Source organism: Bradyrhizobium sp. SHOUNA76 (genome assembly GCF_023006445.1).
GTDB lineage: Bacteria > Pseudomonadota > Alphaproteobacteria > Rhizobiales > Xanthobacteraceae > Bradyrhizobium.
Genome location: NZ_JALBHA010000024.1, coordinates 1 through 18,236, shown reverse-complemented (window position 1 = coordinate 18,236; position 18,236 = coordinate 1). Strand labels below are relative to the sequence as shown.

Annotated in this window: 17 protein-coding genes; 13 read left to right on the top strand and 4 right to left on the bottom strand. The window is 63.8% G+C overall.

The window, feature by feature from the left end; genetic code table 11:
* The first annotated feature begins 76 nt into the window (after positions 1-76).
* From MOV74_RS05815 to MOV74_RS05765, 11 genes are all read left to right on the top strand, one after another.
* Complete coding sequence (locus tag MOV74_RS05815; protein ID WP_246918974.1) at positions 77-946, top strand: branched-chain amino acid ABC transporter permease; 870 nt, start codon at positions 77-79, stop codon at positions 944-946.
* Between the two features lie 8 nt (positions 947-954).
* Entirely contained in the window at positions 955-1,983 is a 1,029-nt protein-coding gene (locus MOV74_RS05810) for a branched-chain amino acid ABC transporter permease (RefSeq protein ID WP_246918973.1), read from the top strand.
* Positions 1,980-2,735: an ABC transporter ATP-binding protein gene (locus MOV74_RS05805; protein ID WP_246918972.1), complete on the top strand. Its 756-nt coding sequence runs from the start codon at positions 1,980-1,982 to the stop codon at positions 2,733-2,735. The genes MOV74_RS05810 and MOV74_RS05805 overlap by 4 nt, the downstream gene beginning before the upstream one ends.
* Complete coding sequence (locus MOV74_RS05800) at positions 2,728-3,444, top strand: ABC transporter ATP-binding protein (RefSeq protein WP_246918971.1); 717 nt, start codon at positions 2,728-2,730, stop codon at positions 3,442-3,444. Before MOV74_RS05805 ends, MOV74_RS05800 begins: the two co-directional genes overlap by 8 nt.
* Positions 3,445-3,525: 81 nt before the next feature.
* Complete coding sequence (locus tag MOV74_RS05795) at positions 3,526-4,644, top strand: cobalamin-independent methionine synthase II family protein (protein ID WP_246918970.1); 1,119 nt, start codon at positions 3,526-3,528, stop codon at positions 4,642-4,644.
* Between the two features lie 467 nt (positions 4,645-5,111).
* On the top strand, positions 5,112-6,467 hold the full coding sequence (locus MOV74_RS05790) for a hypothetical protein (protein WP_246918969.1): 1,356 nt from the start codon (positions 5,112-5,114) through the stop codon (positions 6,465-6,467).
* Between the two features lie 61 nt (positions 6,468-6,528).
* Positions 6,529-7,725 carry a methionine adenosyltransferase gene (gene metK, locus MOV74_RS05785; RefSeq protein ID WP_246918968.1) on the top strand — a complete coding sequence of 399 codons (1,197 nt, stop codon included), beginning with the start codon at positions 6,529-6,531 and terminating at the stop codon, positions 7,723-7,725.
* A 123-nt stretch (positions 7,726-7,848) separates the two neighbouring features.
* Positions 7,849-9,270: an adenosylhomocysteinase gene (ahcY, locus tag MOV74_RS05780; protein WP_246918967.1), complete on the top strand. Its 1,422-nt coding sequence runs from the start codon at positions 7,849-7,851 to the stop codon at positions 9,268-9,270.
* A gap of 160 nt (positions 9,271-9,430) precedes the next feature.
* A complete protein-coding gene (locus tag MOV74_RS05775; protein ID WP_246918966.1) occupies positions 9,431-10,891 on the top strand; it encodes an NAD(P)/FAD-dependent oxidoreductase in 1,461 nt (486 codons plus the stop codon).
* 140 nt (positions 10,892-11,031) lie between these two features.
* Positions 11,032-11,187, top strand: coding sequence for a hypothetical protein (locus MOV74_RS05770; RefSeq protein ID WP_246918965.1), 156 nt, complete (start codon positions 11,032-11,034; stop codon positions 11,185-11,187).
* Between the two features lie 147 nt (positions 11,188-11,334).
* Positions 11,335-12,264: an aspartyl/asparaginyl beta-hydroxylase domain-containing protein gene (locus MOV74_RS05765; RefSeq protein WP_246918964.1), complete on the top strand. Its 930-nt coding sequence runs from the start codon at positions 11,335-11,337 to the stop codon at positions 12,262-12,264.
* Positions 12,265-12,355: 91 nt separating this feature from the next.
* On the opposite strand, the gene MOV74_RS05760 is transcribed toward MOV74_RS05765, so the two are convergent.
* Positions 12,356-12,898 (bottom strand): Spy/CpxP family protein refolding chaperone, encoded by a 543-nt coding sequence (locus MOV74_RS05760; RefSeq protein WP_246918963.1) that lies wholly within the window; start codon positions 12,896-12,898, stop codon positions 12,356-12,358.
* 133 nt (positions 12,899-13,031) lie between these two features.
* On the opposite strand from MOV74_RS05760, the gene MOV74_RS05755 reads away from it, so the two are divergent.
* The gene (locus MOV74_RS05755) at positions 13,032-13,490 is read left to right on the top strand and encodes a nuclear transport factor 2 family protein (protein ID WP_246918962.1); all 459 of its coding nucleotides are present in this window, start codon (positions 13,032-13,034) and stop codon (positions 13,488-13,490) included.
* A 117-nt stretch (positions 13,491-13,607) separates the two neighbouring features.
* Here MOV74_RS05755 and MOV74_RS05750 read toward each other — a convergent pair whose 3' ends face one another.
* The 3 genes from MOV74_RS05750 to galE all read right to left on the bottom strand — a co-directional run bounded on the left by MOV74_RS05750 (position 13,608) and on the right by galE (position 17,279).
* On the bottom strand, positions 13,608-14,309 hold the full coding sequence (locus tag MOV74_RS05750; protein WP_246918961.1) for a fumarylacetoacetate hydrolase family protein: 702 nt from the start codon (positions 14,307-14,309) through the stop codon (positions 13,608-13,610).
* A 35-nt stretch (positions 14,310-14,344) separates the two neighbouring features.
* Complete coding sequence (locus MOV74_RS05745) at positions 14,345-16,147, bottom strand: ABC transporter ATP-binding protein (RefSeq protein WP_246918960.1); 1,803 nt, start codon at positions 16,145-16,147, stop codon at positions 14,345-14,347.
* Positions 16,148-16,265: 118 nt separating this feature from the next.
* Positions 16,266-17,279 (bottom strand): UDP-glucose 4-epimerase GalE, encoded by a 1,014-nt coding sequence (galE, locus tag MOV74_RS05740; RefSeq protein WP_246918959.1) that lies wholly within the window; start codon positions 17,277-17,279, stop codon positions 16,266-16,268.
* Positions 17,280-17,405: 126 nt separating this feature from the next.
* On the opposite strand from galE, the gene MOV74_RS05735 reads away from it, so the two are divergent.
* On the top strand, positions 17,406-18,236 hold an 831-nt coding region (locus MOV74_RS05735), incomplete at its 3' end, for a glycosyltransferase family 4 protein (protein WP_246918958.1).

Sequence of the window (18,236 nt, the reverse complement as noted above, 5' to 3'; positions counted from 1 at the left end):
ATCCACGCGGGAGCCCGGACAAGAACGTGGATGGCCGGGACAAGCCCGGCCATGACGCCCCAACCAAGCTGAGACGATGACCTCAATCCTCACCAACCTGTTCGATGGCGTTGCCTACGGCATGCTGCTGTTCGTGCTCGCCTGCGGGCTCGCGGTCACGCTCGGATTGATGAACTTCGTCAATCTCGCCCATGGCGCTTTCGCCATGGCCGGCGGCTATGTCTGCATGGTGCTGGTCAACCGGATGGGCTGGCCGTTCTTCGCAGCGCTGCCGCTCGCTTTCGTCTCCTCCGCCGCGATCGGCATCGTGCTCGAACGCACCCTCTACCGCCACCTCTATACGCGCAGCCATCTCGATCAGGTGCTGTTCACCATCGGCCTGACCTTCATGTCGGTCGCCGCGGTCGACTATATCCAGGGTTCCTCGCGGGTCTTCATCAATCTGCCCGCCGCGCTACAGGGGCAGTTCGACCTGTTCGGCGTCGGCATCGGCCGCTACCGGCTGATGATCATCGTGATTTGCGGCCTGCTCACCATCGCGCTTCAGATGGTGCTGGCCAAGACGCGCTTCGGCAGCCGTTTGCGCGCCGCCGTGGATGATCCCCGCGCCGCCAGCGGCCTCGGCATCAACGTGCCGCAGGTGTTCGCCTTCACCTTTGCCTTTGGTTGCGGACTCGCAGGTCTCGGCGGCGCGCTGAGCGCCGAGATCCTCGGCCTCGATCCGTACTTTCCGCTGAAGTTCATGATCTACTTCCTGATCGTGGTCACCGTCGGCGGTTCCTCCTCGATAACGGGCCCGTTCCTGGCCTCGCTCCTGCTCGGCATCGGTGACGTCGCCGGCAAATACTACGTGCCGAAGATGGGACCCTTCGTGATCTACACCATGATGATCGTGATCCTGATCTGGCGTCCGAACGGCCTGTTCGGCCGCACGGCTGCGCGTTGAGTTCGCCGATGAGCGCTGCTTCCGACGTCGGTCATCACGCCCAGCGCCAAGCGCGCTGGCACTACGGCGAAATCGCCTTCTGGCTGATCGTGCTGGCCTGCGGCTTCGCCTTTCCCACGCGCTATCTGATCATGACCGACATCCTGCGGCTGGCGCTGTTTACGATGTCGCTGGATCTCATCCTCGGCTATGCCGGCATCGTCTCGCTCGGTCATGCCGCTTTCTTCGGCGTCGGCGCCTATGCCGCGGGGCTTCTCGCGCTGCACGGGATCGTCAAGGAGCCGGTCCTGGCGCTGATCGTCGCCGGCCTTGCTGCGATGGTGCTCGGCTTCGCCACCAGCTTCCTGGTGATCCGCGGCGTCGATCTGACGCGCTTGATGGTGACGCTCGGCATCGCCCTGCTGCTGGAAGCGCTCGCCGAACGCTTCTCCAACATCACCGGTGGCACCGACGGCTTGCAGGGCATCGAGATGCAGCCGATCTTCGGCGAAATCCCGTTCGACATGTTCGGCAAGGCCGGCTTCTTCTATTCGCTGGCCGTGCTGTTCCTCCTCTTCTTGTTCGCCCGCCGCGTCGTGCACTCTCCGTTCGGCCTGTCGCTGCGCGCGATCAAGAACAATCCGCTGCGCGCCGCCGCGATCGGCATCCCCGTTAACCGCCGCCTGATCGCGATCTACACGCTCGCGGCGTTTTACGCCGGAGTCGCAGGCGCGCTGTTCACCCAGACCACGGCAATCGCATCGCTCGACGTGTTTGCCTTCGAACGCTCCGCGGATCTGATGCTGGTACTCGTCATCGGTGGCACCGGCTATCTCTATGGCGGACTGATCGGTGCGGTGATCTTCCGCATGCTCCAGGAGGTGTTCTCCACCATCACCCCGCAGTACTGGCAGTTCTGGATCGGCCTCGTGCTGGTCGTGATCGTGCTGATTGGCCGTCAGCGCCTGCACCGCTGGGTGCTCTACGTGCCCAACCTGGTCATCAAACAAATCGCCGGGCGCAAGACCGTCGTCGCCGTTCCGGAGAGCGACGCATGACCATCGTGCTCGAAACCCAAAATCTCGAGAAACAGTTTGGCGGCCTGCGCGTCACCCGCGATCTGTCCTTGAAGATCGAGCAGGGCGCCCGCCACGCGCTGATCGGCCCGAACGGCGCCGGCAAGACCACGGTCATCAACCAGCTCACCGGTGTGCTGAAGCCGAACTCGGGCCGCATCCTGCTCGAGGGACAGGACATCACCGATCTGCCCGTGCACAAGCGGGTGCTGCGGGGGCTGTCGCGCACTTTCCAGATCAACCAGCTCTATCCCGATCTCACGCCGCTCGAGACCATCGGCCTTGCCGTGTCCGAGCGCCTCGGCCATGGCGGCGACTGGTGGCGGCGGATGGGCACGCGCAGCGACGTCAACGGCGAGATCGCCGATCTGCTCTCGCGCTTCCATCTGCTCGACGTCATGAACGAGCAGACCGTGACGCTGCCCTACGGCAAGCAGCGCCTGCTCGAGATCGCGGTCGCGATCGCGGCCAAGCCGCGCGTGCTCCTGCTGGATGAGCCCGCCGCCGGCGTACCCGAGAGCGAGCGCCACGACATCCTCGCCGTCGTAGGCAGCCTGCCGCGCGATGTCACGGTGCTCCTGATCGAGCACGACATGGATCTCGTGTTCTCCTTCGCCGACCGCATTTCGGTGCTGGTCTCCGGCGCGCTGCTCACTGAGGGGCCGCCCGAGCAGGTCGCACGAGATCCGCAGGTCAAGGCGGTCTATCTCGGCGAGGAGGCGGTCAATGTCTGAGCTGCTCGCGATCGAGGCGTTGCGCGCCGGCTATGGCGAGGCCGTGGTGCTGCCGAAGATGAGTTTGCGCCTCGCCGAGGGGCAGGTGCTGGCGCTGCTGGGCCGCAACGGCACCGGCAAGACCACGCTGATCAATTCCATCGTCGGCGTCACCCGCCGCTTCGCAGGCACCGTCGCACTCGCCGGCACGGATGTCACTTCGCTTCGGCCCGACCAGCGGGCACGTGCCGGCATTGGCTGGGTGCCGCAGGAGCGCAACATTTTCCGCTCGCTTACGGTCGAAGAAAACATGACCGCGGTGGCGCAGCCCGGTCCCTGGACGGTCGAGAAGGTCTACGAGATGTTCCCGCGACTGAAGGAGCGGCGGAGCAATTTCGGCAATCAGCTCTCCGGCGGCGAGCAGCAGATGCTGGCCATCGGCCGCGCGCTCACCCTCAACCCGAAAGTGCTGCTGCTGGACGAGCCGACCGAGGGCCTCGCCCCCATCATCGTCGAGGAGCTGCTCAAGGCGATCGGCACCATCACCCGGGCGGGCGGCATCTGCTCGATCATCGTCGAGCAGAATGCCCAAAAGATTCTGGGGCTCGCCGACCGCGTTGTGATATTGGAGCGCGGAACGATCGTCCACGATGCCCCGAGCGCCGCACTGAAAGCTGACCCCTCGGTCCTGGAACGCCATCTCGGCGTCGCCGGGGCGGCGGCCCACTAATTTGTCCGACGCGTTTTCTTCACGCGAACCGGTATCCACGTCGCTTGAAAACGCTATAGAAAAATATCCAGGGAGTAAGACATGCAGCGAACCAGAGCCCCCTTCCGTGCCGACGAGGTCGGCAGCCTCCTGCGTCCGGCCAAGATCAAGGAAGCCCGCAGCCGTCTGGAGAAGGGCGAGATCTCGGCCGACGATCTGCGCAAGGTCGAGGACATGGAGATCGAGAAGGTCGTGCACAAGCAGGCCTCGGTCGGCCTGAAGCTTGCGACCGACGGCGAATTCCGCCGCTCCTGGTGGCATTTCGACTTCCTGGCCAAGCTCACCGGCTGCGAGCTGTTTCATCCCGACGCCGGCATCCAGTTCGCGGGCGTGCAGACCCGGCACGACGCGGTGCGGGTGATCGACAAGCTCGACTTTCCCGACGACCACCCGATGCTGGACCATTTCCGTTTCCTGAAGAAGATCGCCGACCAGGCCCATGTCACCGCCAAGATGACGATTCCGTCGCCCGCGGTGCTGCACTTCCGCGGCGGCCGCAAGTCGATCTCCAAGGACATCTATCCCGATCTCGAGGCCTTCTACGAAGACCTCGGCAAGACCTATCGGAAGGCCGTGAAGGCCTTCTACGACGCTGGCTGCCGCTATCTCCAGTTCGACGACACCGTGTGGGCCTATCTCTGTTCGCAGGAAGAATTGCAGAAGGCGCGCGAGCGCGGCGACAATCCGGACGGCCTCCAGCAGATCTATGCGCGCATCATCAACTACGCGCTGGCCGAAAAGCCCGCCGACATGGTGGTGACGACGCATGTCTGCCGCGGCAATTTCCGCTCGACCTGGATTTCGTCGGGCGGCTATGAGCCCGTTGCCGAAACCATGCTCGCCGGCACCAATTACGACGGCTACTTCCTCGAATACGACAGCGACCGTGCCGGCGGCTTCGAGCCACTGCGCTTCTTGCCCAAGGGCAACAAGGTCGTCGTGGTCGGCGTCATCACGTCGAAGTTCGGTGAGCTCGAGAAGAAGGACGACATCAAGCGCCGCCTGGAAGAGGCCTCCAAGTTCGCGCCGCTGGAGCAACTCGCACTCTCCCCGCAATGCGGATTTGCTTCGACGGAAGAGGGCAACATCCTTTCCGAGGAAGAGCAGTGGGCCAAGCTCGGCCTCGCGGTCGAGATCGCGAAGGAAGTGTGGGGGAACTAAGCCTCGCCACCGGCCTCGCTCATGTCCCGGACGCGCTGCAACGCTCTTGCGTTGCTGCGCAGAGCCGGGACCCATGCTGCTAGACTTGCTCTTCGGAGATATTGACCCCGGCTCTGCAGCGCACCGCTGAAGAGGCGCTGCACTGCGTCCGGGGCACGGGAGCATCATTTCTCCGCAAGATAGCCCCGCTCGACCACCCACCTGCTCATTCTTCGTGGCCGACTCCACCTCAGCCCGCACCGGCGTCATCATCTGCTGAACCTCCCGACCTGGCGCGCCGCATGGCGCGGAGAGTTCGCGCCTCCGTCGTCGAGCACAACCTGGTCGTGGCGCAACCTGGGCGGGCGCAGTCGCGTCGGCAAAGCGGATAGGGACCACGCGCGACGGGCCCCGATCCGCTATTCCCTGAGTGGGCAGAATTTGCTAGGACGCAGGTCCCAATCTTCCTGCCCACCGCGTCCCACTCCATGAAGAACGACGAAATCCTGAGCCAGATCACGGAGTTCTGCCGCAAGGCGGACATGGCGGAATCGACGTTCGGCCGGCGCGCGGTGAACGATGGGAAGCTGGTGCAGCGTCTGCGCGAGGGAAAGCGCATCACCATCGATACGCTGGAGCGGATCCAGGCCTATATGGCGGCATCGATGGCTGGCGGCGTGCCGCCGCCGCGGGGGCTTCAGGTGCCGCCCGAAAAGCGCGACCCGCGCGGCAATTTCCGCTTCTTCGAGAACCGCCAGAAATACCTGCTGTTCGTCCATACCTGCAGCGAGAAGCGGGTGGTCGCCGACAGGGTCGCGCTGGAGCTTGCCTCGATCCATCCGCGCCCGCCGGCGCTGCGCATGTTCGACGCCGGCGTCGGCGACGGCACAGTGCTGGCGCGGGTGCTGCGTGCGACCCACCAGCGCTTTCCCCACATGCCGTTCTACGTCGCCGGCAAGGAGCTCAGCCTCGAGGACCTGCGCCTGACGCTGGAGAAGGTGCCGGATCGCATTTTCGAGCATCCGGCGTCGGTGTTCGTCTTCACCAACATGTTCTACTCGGAGGCGCCCTGGCTCACGCCGGCATCGCCCGCGGCGGCGGCTGCAACCGTCTGGCACGAGGTCCCGCTGCGGGGCGCCTCATCCGGCGAGTTCGAGCAGCAGATCGCGGAGCTGAGGCCGTTCTTGGAGCAGAACTGGCGCGCCGCGATCAGCCCGCGCACCGCCATGCCGCTGTATGAACGGCCCGTCGTCTTGGTGCTGTATCGCGAGGACCACAGGTTCCTGCTGGATTCGACCATTCCGCGGCCGGGCCAGACCGAAGCCAATTTCGACCTTGTCATCGCCTCCCAGCCCTACCGGGCCCTGTCCTCGGTCAATTTCCGGGCCAAGCGGATCATCGCACCCCTGGCGCGGGCGCTTCGGCCGGGAGGGCGGCTGATCGGTATCCACTCCCATGGCCAGGATCCGGGCATGGAAATGATCCAGGCGATCTGGCCGGGAGAAAATCCTTTCTCGGTCAGCCGTCATGAGCTACTGCGTGCGGTTAAGTATGAACTTGGATCGGTGGGCCGCGACTTAAATTTTAATGCTTACGCGGATAACCGTTCGATCTTCAGGTATGATATGGAAGCGCTGCCCAACGAGGTAACCGGTACGATCGGAACCTCGACGGCCTTTGCAGCGTGGAATGCGGCGGTGTATGTCGCTCAGATTGAGGACGACCGGTTGACAGAAATGACTCAAAACGGCCGCACTCTGGATGCCGCCAGGGACGTGCTGCGAAAGTACAATGGGCTCTGGTTTCTCGACGAATCCTACGTCATCTCGCGCCGGCGTGATTGACACCATCCACAGGTAAACATCGCAAACGCCCGCCGTTTAGCGGCGGAACAAGGGGTTACTGATGCGCGCGTCCTATCTCTTCACCAGCGAGTCCGTGTCCGAGGGTCATCCGGACAAGGTCTGCGACCGGATTTCCGACGAGATCGTCGATCTGTTCTACCGCGAAGGGCCCAAGGCCGGCATCGACCCCTGGCAGATCCGCGCAGCCTGCGAGACGCTCGCGACCACCAACAAGGTGGTGATCGCCGGCGAGACCCGCGGTCCGAAGTCGGTGACCAACGAGCAGATCGAAGGCGTCGTCCGCGGCGCCATCAAGGACATCGGCTATGAGCAGGAAGGCTTCCACTGGAAGACCTGCGATATCGAGATCCTGCTGCATCCGCAGTCGGCCGACATCGCCCAGGGCGTCGATGCGCTGCAGCCGGGTGAAGTGAAGGAAGAGGGCGCGGGCGACCAGGGCATCATGTTCGGCTACGCCACCAACGAGACGCCCGACCTGATGCCGGCGCCGATCTTCTACGCCCACAAGATCCTGCGCCTGATCTCCGAAGCCCGCCACTCCGGCAAGGAGAAGGTGCTCGGTCCGGACTCCAAGAGCCAGGTTACCGTGCAGTACGAGAACGGCAAGCCGGTCGGCGTGCGCGAGATCGTGGTCTCGCATCAGCACCTGGTCGAGGACCTCACGTCCAAGCAGATTCGCGACATCGTCGAGCCCTATGTGCGCGAGGCGCTGCCGAAGGACTGGATCACGCCGAAGACGATCTGGCACATCAACCCGACCGGCAAGTTCTTCATCGGCGGTCCCGACGGCGACTCCGGCCTGACCGGCCGCAAGATCATCGTCGACACCTACGGCGGCGCGGCCCCGCATGGCGGCGGCGCGTTCTCCGGCAAGGATCCGACCAAGGTCGACCGCTCGGCGGCTTATGCTGCGCGCTACGTCGCCAAGAACATCGTTGCCGCCGGTCTCGCCGACCGCTGCACGCTCCAGCTTGCCTACGCCATCGGCGTGGCGCGTCCGCTGTCGATCTACATCGACACCCACGGCACCGGTAAGGTTTCGGAGGACCAGCTCGAGAAGGCAGCCGCCAAGGCGATGGATCTGACGCCCCGCGGCATCCGCAGCCATCTCGACCTCAACCGCCCGATCTACGCGCGCACCTCGGCCTACGGCCATTTCGGCCGCACGCCCGACAACGAGGGCGGCTTCTCCTGGGAGAAGACCGATCTCGTCGAGCAGCTCAAGCGCGCGCTCTGATTCACTTGCGTCATTCCGGGGCGCCGCGACAGCGGCGAACCCGGAATCTCGAACTGCTGGATTCCGGGTTCGCTCGTTTCACGAGCGCCCCGGAATGACCAGCCAAACAAACAGGAACCCCCTATGAACGCGAAGCCCGGCTTCACCGATTACATCGTCAAGGACATTTCGCTCGCCGATTTCGGCCGCAAGGAACTCTCGCTGGCCGAGACCGAGATGCCCGGCCTGATGGCCACCCGCGAAGAGTACGGCCCGAAGCGGCCGCTGAAAGGCGCACGTATCGCCGGCTCGCTGCACATGACGATCCAGACCGGCGTGCTGATCGAGACGCTCGCAGCGCTCGGCGCCGACATTCGCTGGGTCTCCTGCAACATCTATTCGACGCAGGATCACGCTGCCGCCGCGATCGCGGCTGCCGGCATTCCCGTCTTCGCCGTCAAGGGCGAGACGCTCGCCGAGTACTGGGACTACACCGCAAAACTGTTCGACTGGCACGGCGGCGGTCACCCGAACATGATCCTCGATGACGGCGGCGACGCCACCATGTACGTCCATCTGGGTCTGCGCGCTGAGAATGGCGACACCGCCTTCCTCGACAAGCCCGGCTCCGAGGAAGAGGAAGTCTTCTTCGCGCTTCTGAAGAAGCAGCTCAAGGAAAAGCCGAAGGGCTACTTCGCCGAGATCGCCAAGAGCATCAAGGGCGTTTCCGAAGAGACCACCACGGGCGTGCATCGTCTCTATGACATGCAGAAGGCCGGCACGCTGCTGTGGCCCGCGATCAACGTCAACGACAGCGTCACCAAGTCGAAGTTCGACAACCTCTATGGCTGCCGTGAATCGCTGGTCGACGGCATCCGCCGCGGCACCGACGTGATGATGTCGGGCAAGGTCGCGATGGTCGCCGGCTTCGGCGACGTCGGCAAGGGCTCGGCCGCCTCGCTGCGCCAGGCCGGCTGCCGCGTCATGGTGTCGGAAGTCGATCCGATCTGCGCGCTCCAGGCCGCGATGGAAGGCTACGAAGTCGTGACCATGGAAGACGCAGCTCCTCGCGCCGACATCTTCGTCACCGCGACCGGCAACAAGGACATCATCACCATCGAGCACATGCGCGCGATGAAGGATCGCGCCATCGTCTGCAACATCGGTCACTTCGACAACGAGATCCAGATCGCAGGTCTGCGTAACCTGAAGTGGACCAACATCAAGCCGCAGGTCGACGAGATCGAGTTCCCCGACAAGCACCGCATCATCATGCTGTCGGAAGGTCGCCTCGTGAACCTCGGCAACGCGATGGGCCATCCGTCCTTCGTGATGTCGGCGTCCTTCACCAACCAGACGCTGGCGCAGATCGAGCTGTTCGCCAACAACAAGGACGGCAAGTACAAGAAGGAAGTCTACGTGCTGCCGAAGTCGCTCGACGAGAAGGTCGCGCGCCTGCACCTCGCCAAGATCGGCGTCAAGCTCACCGAGCTGCGCAAGGACCAGGCCGACTATATCGGCGTGAAGCAGGAAGGCCCGTATAAGAGCGACCACTACCGCTACTGATCGTCTGGTCCGATCGATCATCGACGCGAAGCCCCGGAGCGATCCGGGGCTTCATTATTTCGGCATATGGAGTTCAACTCGCTTTGCAGTTGCTGAACGGCTGATTGCCAATTGACGGCCAGCAGTGACGGGCGGACAATCCTCCTCGCCGGAGGAAACCATGCAACAAGAACATTTCGACGTGCTGATCGTCGGTGCCGGCCTGTCAGGCATCGGCGCGGGCTATCACTTGCAGGCCAAGTGCCCCGGCAAGAGTTACGTCATCCTGGAGGGCCGCGACTGCATCGGCGGCACCTGGGATCTGTTCCGCTATCCCGGCATCCGCTCCGACAGCGACATGTTCACGCTCGGCTATTCGTTCAAGCCGTGGACCGATTCGAAGGCGATCGCCGACGGGCCGCAGATCCTGAACTATGTGCGCGAGACCGCTAGCGAGAACGGCATCGACAGGCACATCCGCTTTCACCACCGCGTTAAACGCGCGGCGTGGTCGACACCGGATGCGCGCTGGACAGTGGAAGCGGAGCGCATCACGGGCGAGGGCGCGACCGAGCTCGTGCGCTTCACCTGCAATTTTCTGTTCATGTGCTCGGGCTACTACAAATACGAGGCGGGCTACACGCCGGAGTTCAAGGGCGGCGCTGATTTCGCGGGTCGCATCGTGCATCCGCAGAAATGGACCGAGGATATCGACTATGCGGGCAAGCGCGTGGTCGTGATCGGCTCGGGCGCGACCGCGGTGACGCTGGTGCCGGAGCTGGCCAAGAAGGCGGCGCAGGTCACCATGCTGCAGCGCTCGCCGACCTATGTCGTATCGCGTCCGGCGCAGGATCCCGTCGCCAACAAGCTGCGCCGCAATCTGCCGACGCGGCTTGCCTATCATGTCATCCGTTGGCGCAACGTGATGTGGGGGATGTTCTTCTTCCAGCTCAGCCGGCGCCGGCCGGACAAGGTGAAGAACCTGATCCTCGGCGGCGTCCGCATGGCGCTCGGCCCCGATTACGACGTCGCGACCCATTTCACCCCGCGCTACAATCCCTGGGACCAGCGGCTGTGTCTCGTGCCCGACGGCGATCTCTTCAAGGCGATCCGCGAGCAGCGCGCGTCGGTCGTCACCAGCGAGATCGACACGTTTACGCGCGACGGCATCCGCCTGAAGGACGGAAGCGAGCTTGCCGCCGACATCATCGTCACCGCGACCGGGCTGGTGCTCCAGGTCGTCGGCGGTCTCGAGGTCAGTGTCGACGGCCGCGCCGTGGATTTCGCCAATACGTTGACCTACAAGGGCATGATGTATGCCGACGTGCCCAACATGGCTTCGGCCTTCGGCTACACCAACGCGTCCTGGACGCTGAAATGCGATCTCACCTGCGAATATGTCTGCCGGCTCATCAACTACATGGACCGGCATAATTTCCGCCAGTGCATGCCGCACAATGACGACCCCGAGATCACCGCGCAGCCGTCGCTCGATTTCACCTCGGGCTATGTGCAGCGCTCGGTCGCCAAGATGCCGAAACAGGGCTCGAAGCAGCCGTGGCGGCTGTACCAGAACTACGCGCTCGACATCGTCACCTTGCGCTTCGGCCGGATCGACGATGGCGTGATGCGATATTCCTGATCACCCCGTCGGCAATGCGTTGTTTTGCGTATACGGCCGCCGGGCTGAATCGGCCAAGCTGGCGGACGGTTAACGCCGGATTTACGGATGAGTCCTAGCCTGTCTCGGCCGGGGTGACTCGCAAGGCCGAGGTAAGCCCAATGGAAGCCCAGAGAATCGCAGTCGACGCCGTCGTCGCCCTGACCGATTGCGACCGCGATGCCGTCAGCGCCTTCATCCGCCGTCTCTATCTCGCCGGCGTCACCGACCCCAAGCGCCTGACTTTCAAGGGCCTCCAGGCGTTGTCCCGGGCCTGATTTGGCTCGGTCCCGATCCGGGCTCGGCCCCGACTCCGTCCCCGCGCTCTCGCCAGTGTGAACCTCAACCTGGCGGTGAATATCTTGCCGCTCAGGCCGGTGCAGAGTAGATGACGTCCCCGGCTGGGTTCACTGGGGAACGGGGGAATGTTGAAACAGCTTTTTGCGCCGCAACTCGTCATTCTGTATGTGCTGGCGGCCTCGACCATTTACGTTCACTTCCGCGGCAAGCAGCGGCTGCGCTTCGCGCGCCAGCTCGGCGATCACTCGACCTATCTCGCACCCTACAACGTGCTGATGTATGCGGGCTCGGCCGTGCCCAACAAGCCGGTGATCTCGGTCGAGCAGTTTCCCGAGCTGAAGCCGCTAAGCGAGAACTGGGAAACCATCCGAGACGAGGCTGTGCGTCTGTTTGACGAAGGATTCATTCGCGCAGCCGCCAAGAACAACGACTGGGGCTTCTATTCCTTCTTCAAGAGCGGCTGGAAGCGGTTTTACCTGAAATGGTACGACGACTTCCTGCCGTCGGCGAACACGCTGTGTCCGAAGACGGTAGAGCTGCTCAAGTCGATCCCGATCGTACACGGCGCGATGTTCGCGATGCTGCCGCCGGGCGGCAAGTTGGGCGCGCACCGCGATCCCTTCGCAGGATCGCTGCGCTACCATCTCGGCCTGGTCACGCCGAATTCGAACAAGTGCCGGATCCTGGTCGACGGCGTCGAGTGCGTCTGGCGCGACGGCGAGGCCTTCATGTTCGACGAGACCTTCATCCACAGCGCGGAGAATGCGACCGATGTCAACCGCATCATCCTGTTCTGCGATGTCGAGCGCCCGATGAAGTTCGGCTTCATGACCGCGATCAACCGCTGGGTCAGCCACCACATCGTCAAGGCGTCCGCGACTCAGAACGTCGATGGCGAGAATGTCGGCGTGCTCAACAAGGTGTTCGGCAAGCTCTATGAGATCCATCTCGCCAGCCGCAAGGTCAAGGAGTGGAATCGCAACGTCTACTACACGCTGAAATACTCCCTGACGGCGCTGATCCTCGGCCTCATCGTGTGGTCGGCGTTGAGGTGATGGAGGTGCGCAGGGCGGATTAGCGAAGCGTAATCCGCCACCGCGCTGCGTTGGTGTTGCCGATCGCAGCGAAGCACGCTGTCAGCACCGTCTAGTGACGGTGTTTGTGCCCTGCTGAGCTATCAGGCGGCTGATAGCCTCGCAGCTCTGCGTATTTTTGCATCTGGCTCTGATTGAGCAAGGCAGCGGTCGACAGATGATACTTGAGGTGGCTCTCGCGAAGCCGACCCTGCGTTTCCGAAATGGCAACGAGGCTCGCCTTGAGCGATTCCGGCGTCACTGCACGGGCGGAGAATAGGTTGTCCAGCTCCCTCTCTTGCTCGACGAGCTTGTTACCGAGGGGGACCGTCTCTTGCTTCATCGAATCGAACAGGCGCTGCACCTCGGCACGTTGATCCGCGGTCAGGTCGAGGCGATCACCGAGCTCGAGAACGTGACTGGGACCGGGATATCCATTGAGTTCAGCGGCAAGCGCCAGGCCCATACCGCGTCCGGTCTGGAGATCGTCGACCTGCTGGTGCGATAGCGCCTTGATGGGACGCTGCTCGAGGCCGGCATAGGGCTTGCTGGACTGCGCGCTGGCGGCGTTGCAGGTGACGACAAGCGTTGCCGCAAGCAGGAGAAGGCGTCTCATGAGTCTGGCTCCATGAAATCAGGCCGGCTAGTCGATCGATCTCGACCGGAACTCTCGTGGTCCATCTTGCTGGATGGTCTCTCCCATGGCAACTAAGCTCGCCGTGATCGAGTAGCCGAAGATGGAGCAAGTGATGGTCCTCTTGCCGACCGCCGACAGCGAGACGAAGCAGTTCTTCCTCGCCTGGCTGGAAACCTTCGCGGGCTATGTCCGCGAGGTCGACTACGCCTCGGCGCGGCCGCTCTTTCATCCTGACGTGCTGGCCTTCGGCACGCACAACGATGTCATTCCGGGCCTCGATCAATGGGTCTCGACGCAGTGGGACAACGTCTGGCCGAAGACGACGGACTTCCGTTTCGTGCTCGATCAGACCTCGGTCTTGGCATCCCGCGACGGCACGATGGCAACGGTGATCGCGCCGTGGACAAGCACGGGCTATCATCAAGATGGCAGTGCGTTTCCTCGCCCAGGACGCGCGACGATGGTGTTTTCAAGAGAGGGCGATAATTGGCTGTGCGTGCATTCGCACATGTCGCTCAATCGTAGTGTGCCGCAGACAAGCCACGCCAACCGGCCGGTGAAGGCCTGGTAGGGTGTAGGGCGGATTAGCGAAGCGTAATCCGCCGTACGGTCGAGCAACAATCGACGTCACCGATTGCCGCGCGAAGGTGGCGGATTACGCTATCGCTAATCCGCCCTACGTTCGCACTTACTCCGGCTGGCCGATGCTCACCTTCAGCGTGCCGACGCCGTCGACGCCGCATTCGAGCTTGTCGCCGGGCTGGAGTTGGGACACGCCGGCCGGCGTGCCCGTCATGATGATGTCGCCGGCGGCGAGCTTCACCTGTTGCGATAGCTGCCAGATGATCTCGGGCACGTTCCAGATCAGCTCGGTGAGGTCGCCCTTCTGGGCTTCCTTGCCGTTGACGGTGAGCCAGATCTTGCCCTTCGAGGGATGGCCGATCTTCGCGGCGGGCTGCACCGCGGAGCAGGGCGCGGAATAGTCGAACGATTTGCCGACCTCCCACGGACGCTCCTTCTTGCGCGAGGCGATCTGGAGGTCTCGGCGGGTGAGGTCGATGCCGACGGCGTAGCCATAGACGTGGTCGAGCGCCTTGTCGGCGGCGATGTTCAGCCCGCCGCTCTTCATCGCGACGATCAGCTCGACCTCGTGATGCAGATCCTTGGTCAGCGGCGGATAGGGGATGGTGGCGCCGTCGGGCACCAGCATGTCGGCATGCTTGGCGAAGAAGAACGGCGGGGCGCGCTCGTCATTGCCCATCTCGCGGATGTGCTCGAGATAGTTGCGGCCGACGCACCAGATGCGGCGCACCGGATAACGGCCGGCCTCGCCGACGACGGGAAGCGATGGCTGCGATGGAAGCGGAATGACGTAGGAGGCGGCGTTCATGTGGGTCTCGCGGCTCTTGAGGTTGACAGGGAATTCTAGGCGGTTGCGCTGATCGGCGCCAGTGCGCCGGAATCGTGATGCTGCAGGCGGAAGAACGAGGCGTAGCGGCCGCCGCGGCGGAGCAACTCGTCGTGCCGGCCCTGCTCGACGATCTCGCCGCCCTCGACCACCAGGATGGCGTCGGCGTGCATGATAGTGTGCAGGCGATGCGCGATCACGATGGTGGTGCGGTTCCGGCACAGATGCTCGATCGCCTCCTGCACCTGCCGCTCGGATTCCGAATCGAGCGCGGCGGTGGCTTCGTCGAGCAGGATGACCGGCGCGTTCTTGATCAGCGCGCGTGCCACTGCGATGCGCTGGCGCTGGCCGCCGGACAGCTGCGTGCCGTGCTCGCCGACCGGCGTGTCGTAGCCGAGCGGGAAGCCCATGATGAAATCATGCGCGCAGGCGGCCTTCGCCGCCTCGATGATCTCGTCCTCGCTCGCGCCCGGCTTGCCGAAGGCGATGTTGCTGCGGATGGTGTCGCGGAACAGATAGACATCCTGGCCGACATAGGCGGTCTGCGCCCGCAGCGACTTTCGCGAGACCGAAGAGATCGACTGGCCGTCGATCACGATGTCGCCTTGCGTCACCTCGTGGAAGCGCAGCAGCAGCGCCAGCACGGTCGACTTGCCGCCGCCGGAGGGCCCGACCAGCGCGGTGACCTTGCCGGGCTCGGCGACGAAGCTCATGCGGTTGAGGACGGTCTCATTGGCGCGATAGGAAAAGCTGACATCGCGCAGCTCGATGCGAGCATCGGAGAGCTTGAGCGCCGGCTTGTCGTCGTCGGAACGCTCGCTGGCCGGGCTGTCGACGACCTCGAGCAGCATGCGCGCGCCGACCAGCTGGCTGTTCAAATCAATGTTGAGCCGCGCCAGCCGCTTGGCCGGCTCGGTCGCCATCAGGAACGCCGTCATGAAGGAGAAGAACGCGCCGGGCGTGGCGTTGAGCGCGACCACACTGTAGCCGCCGTACATCAGGCAGCCCGCGACCGCGAAACCGCCGAGCATTTCCATCAGCGGGTTGGAGCGGTTGGCGACGCGCGCCATCTTGTTGGCGTTGCGCTCGACGATCGCGATGTTCTCGTCGATGCGCTTCTGCATCGTGTCTTCGAGTGTGAACGCTTTGACGGTGCGGATGCCCTGAAGCGATTCCTGCATCGTCTCCATGATGTCGGCAGTGCCGGTGAACTGGTTGAAGGCGAGGCCCTTGATGCGCTTGACCAGCTTGCGAAGCACCAGCATCGCCGGCGGCACCACGACGAGGCCGATGAACGACATCACGGGGTCCTGCCACACCATCACCCCGATCATGGCGAGCAGCATCAACAGATCGCGCCCGATGGCGTTGACCAGCATGTTGAGCACGTCGGTGATCGACTTGGCGCCGGCCGTCAGCCGCGCCAGGAATTCGGAGGAATGCCGCTCGGAGAAGAAGCCGACGCTCTCGCGCATCAGCTTGGCGAACAGCTGGCGCTGGTTGGTGGCGAGGATGGCGTTCGAGATCTTGGTCAGGATCACCATGTGGCCGTAGGTCGCCACGCCCTTGATGAACAGCAGGAGCACCGTGATCCCAGAGAACATCGCGATGCCCGGGATGTTCTTGTCGACGTAGGCCTGGTTGATGACTTGGCCGAGCACATAGGTCGCGCAGGCGGTCGCGCCCGCGGCGACCGCCATCAGCGCGAAGGCGACGAGGTAGCGCCGCCAGTAGACGATGCCCTGTTCGGTGACGAGGCGGCGAATCAGGGTCGCTGCCGCATAGGGATCGTCGGTGATTTTCTTTGGAAACTGGGCCATCCGGTGTCCATTGACGGCGCAGGACAAAGCCTGCCCGCGCGTCAGGGATCGATGGGCCTCTGTGCCCGCTCAAGCGGGGTTTTTCAAGCCCAATTAAGGGCTTGCGTCGGAAGGGAATCTAGGCCGACGCGGCCTGGCGGAGCTCGCCATGGCGCTCGTGGAACAGCTTGTCCTCCCACGCCAAAGCGTGGGCTGCGATCGTCTCGAGGTCCTCGTATTGCGGCCTCCAGTCGAGCAGGCTGCGGATGCGGCTGGTGTCGGCGACCATGGTCATAATGTCGCCCGGCCGGCGCGGGGCGTATTGCACGGCGAAACTGCGGCCCGAAACCCGGCGCACGGCGTCGATGGTCTCCAGCACCGAATAGCCGCGGCTATAGCCGCAATTGAGCGTTGTCGAGGCGCCGCCATTGCGCAAGTACGCAAGGGCCGAGCGGTGCGCCTGCGAGAGGTCCGTGACGTGGATGAAGTCGCGGATGCAGCTTCCGTCCGGGGTCGGATAGTCGGTGCCGAACACGTCGATCTTGGCGCGCTGGCCGGTTGCGGCTTCCACCGCGATCTTGAGCAGATGCGTGGCGCCCACGGTGGCGAGCCCAATGCGGGCCTGCGGATCGGCGCCGGCGACGTTGAAATAGCGCAAGGTGACATACTGCATGCCGTAGGCGGCGGCGACGTCGTGCAGCATGATCTCGGTCATCAGCTTCGACGAGCCATAGGGCGAGAGCGGCCGCGTCGGCGCGTGCTCGGGCACCGGCACCTGGTCCGGATTGCCGTAGACGGCGGCGGTCGAGGAGAAGATGAAGCGATTGATGCCGCGCTTGACTGCGACGTTGAGCAGGTTGCGCGCGGTCATGAAGTTGTTGCGGTAGTAACCGAGCGGATCGCGCATCGAATCCGGCACGACGACGGAGCCTGCGAAATGGATGATGCTCTCGATGTTGTGCTGGGCGATCACGCCCTCGAGCAGGTTCTCGTCGCCGGCATCGCCAATGAACAGCGGCACGCCCTCGGGCAGATAGGCGGAGAAACCGGTCGAGAGATCATCGATCACGACGACGTCCTCGCCGGCTTCCGCCAGCGCCAGGACCGTGTGACTTCCGATATAACCGGCGCCGCCGGTGACTAGCACAGTCATGATCTCACCCGTCTTCGATCAACGCGCAAAGCTAGCGCTTGCGTGGTGAAGAGGGGGTATCGGCGCGGCTGAACTGGTCACTATGCTTAATGTTGCGTATAGGGGACCTTCGAAACGGAGCGTGACGTGGCGAATTTCCCCGGCGATCTCGAAGTGGTCGTGCCAAATCTGCACAGGCGCTATTCCGGGGTCACTGCGACCAACCGGATGGTGGCGCCGCGACTGGCGAAACTGTACCGCGCCGCCTGGTTCGGATCCGATGCGCCGGCGGGGATTGCGCGCCTGACCGTCGCCGATTTCCTGAAGCTATGGCGCCGCAAGGCGCCCTTGATCTGGCACGCGCGGCGCAACAACGAGATGATCGCAGGCGTTGCGCTACGCGCGCTCGGCTGGCCGTTGAAACTCGTGTTCACCTCGGCGGCGCAGCGGCACCACAGCTGGATCACGCGCTGGCTGATCCGGCGCATGGACGCGATCATCGCGACGTCGGATATCTCGGCATCGTTCCTGAAGGTGAAGGCGACTGTCATCCCGCACGGCGTCGACACCGACGTCTATGCGCCGCCGACAGATCGCGCCGCGGCGTTCGCGGAAGCCGCGCTGCCGGGCCGCTACGCCATCGGGTGCTTCGGTCGCGTGCGGGCGCAGAAGGGCACCGATGTGTTCGTCGATGCGATGTGCCGGTTGCTGCCGCGCTATCCGGAATTCACCGCTGTCATCGTTGGTCAGGTCACGGCCGAGCAGACAGTTTTCGCCAATGACCTGAAGAAGCGGATCGAGGCCGCCGGCCTGCAATCTCGCATCGTCATCACCGGCGAACTGCCGATCGAAGCGGTGCAGCGCTGGTACCAGCGACTGACGATCTACGCCTTCACTTCACGCAATGAAGGCTTTGGCCTGACGCTGATCGAGGCGATGGCGGCGGGCAGCGCGCTCGTCGCCGCGCGCGCCGGCGCG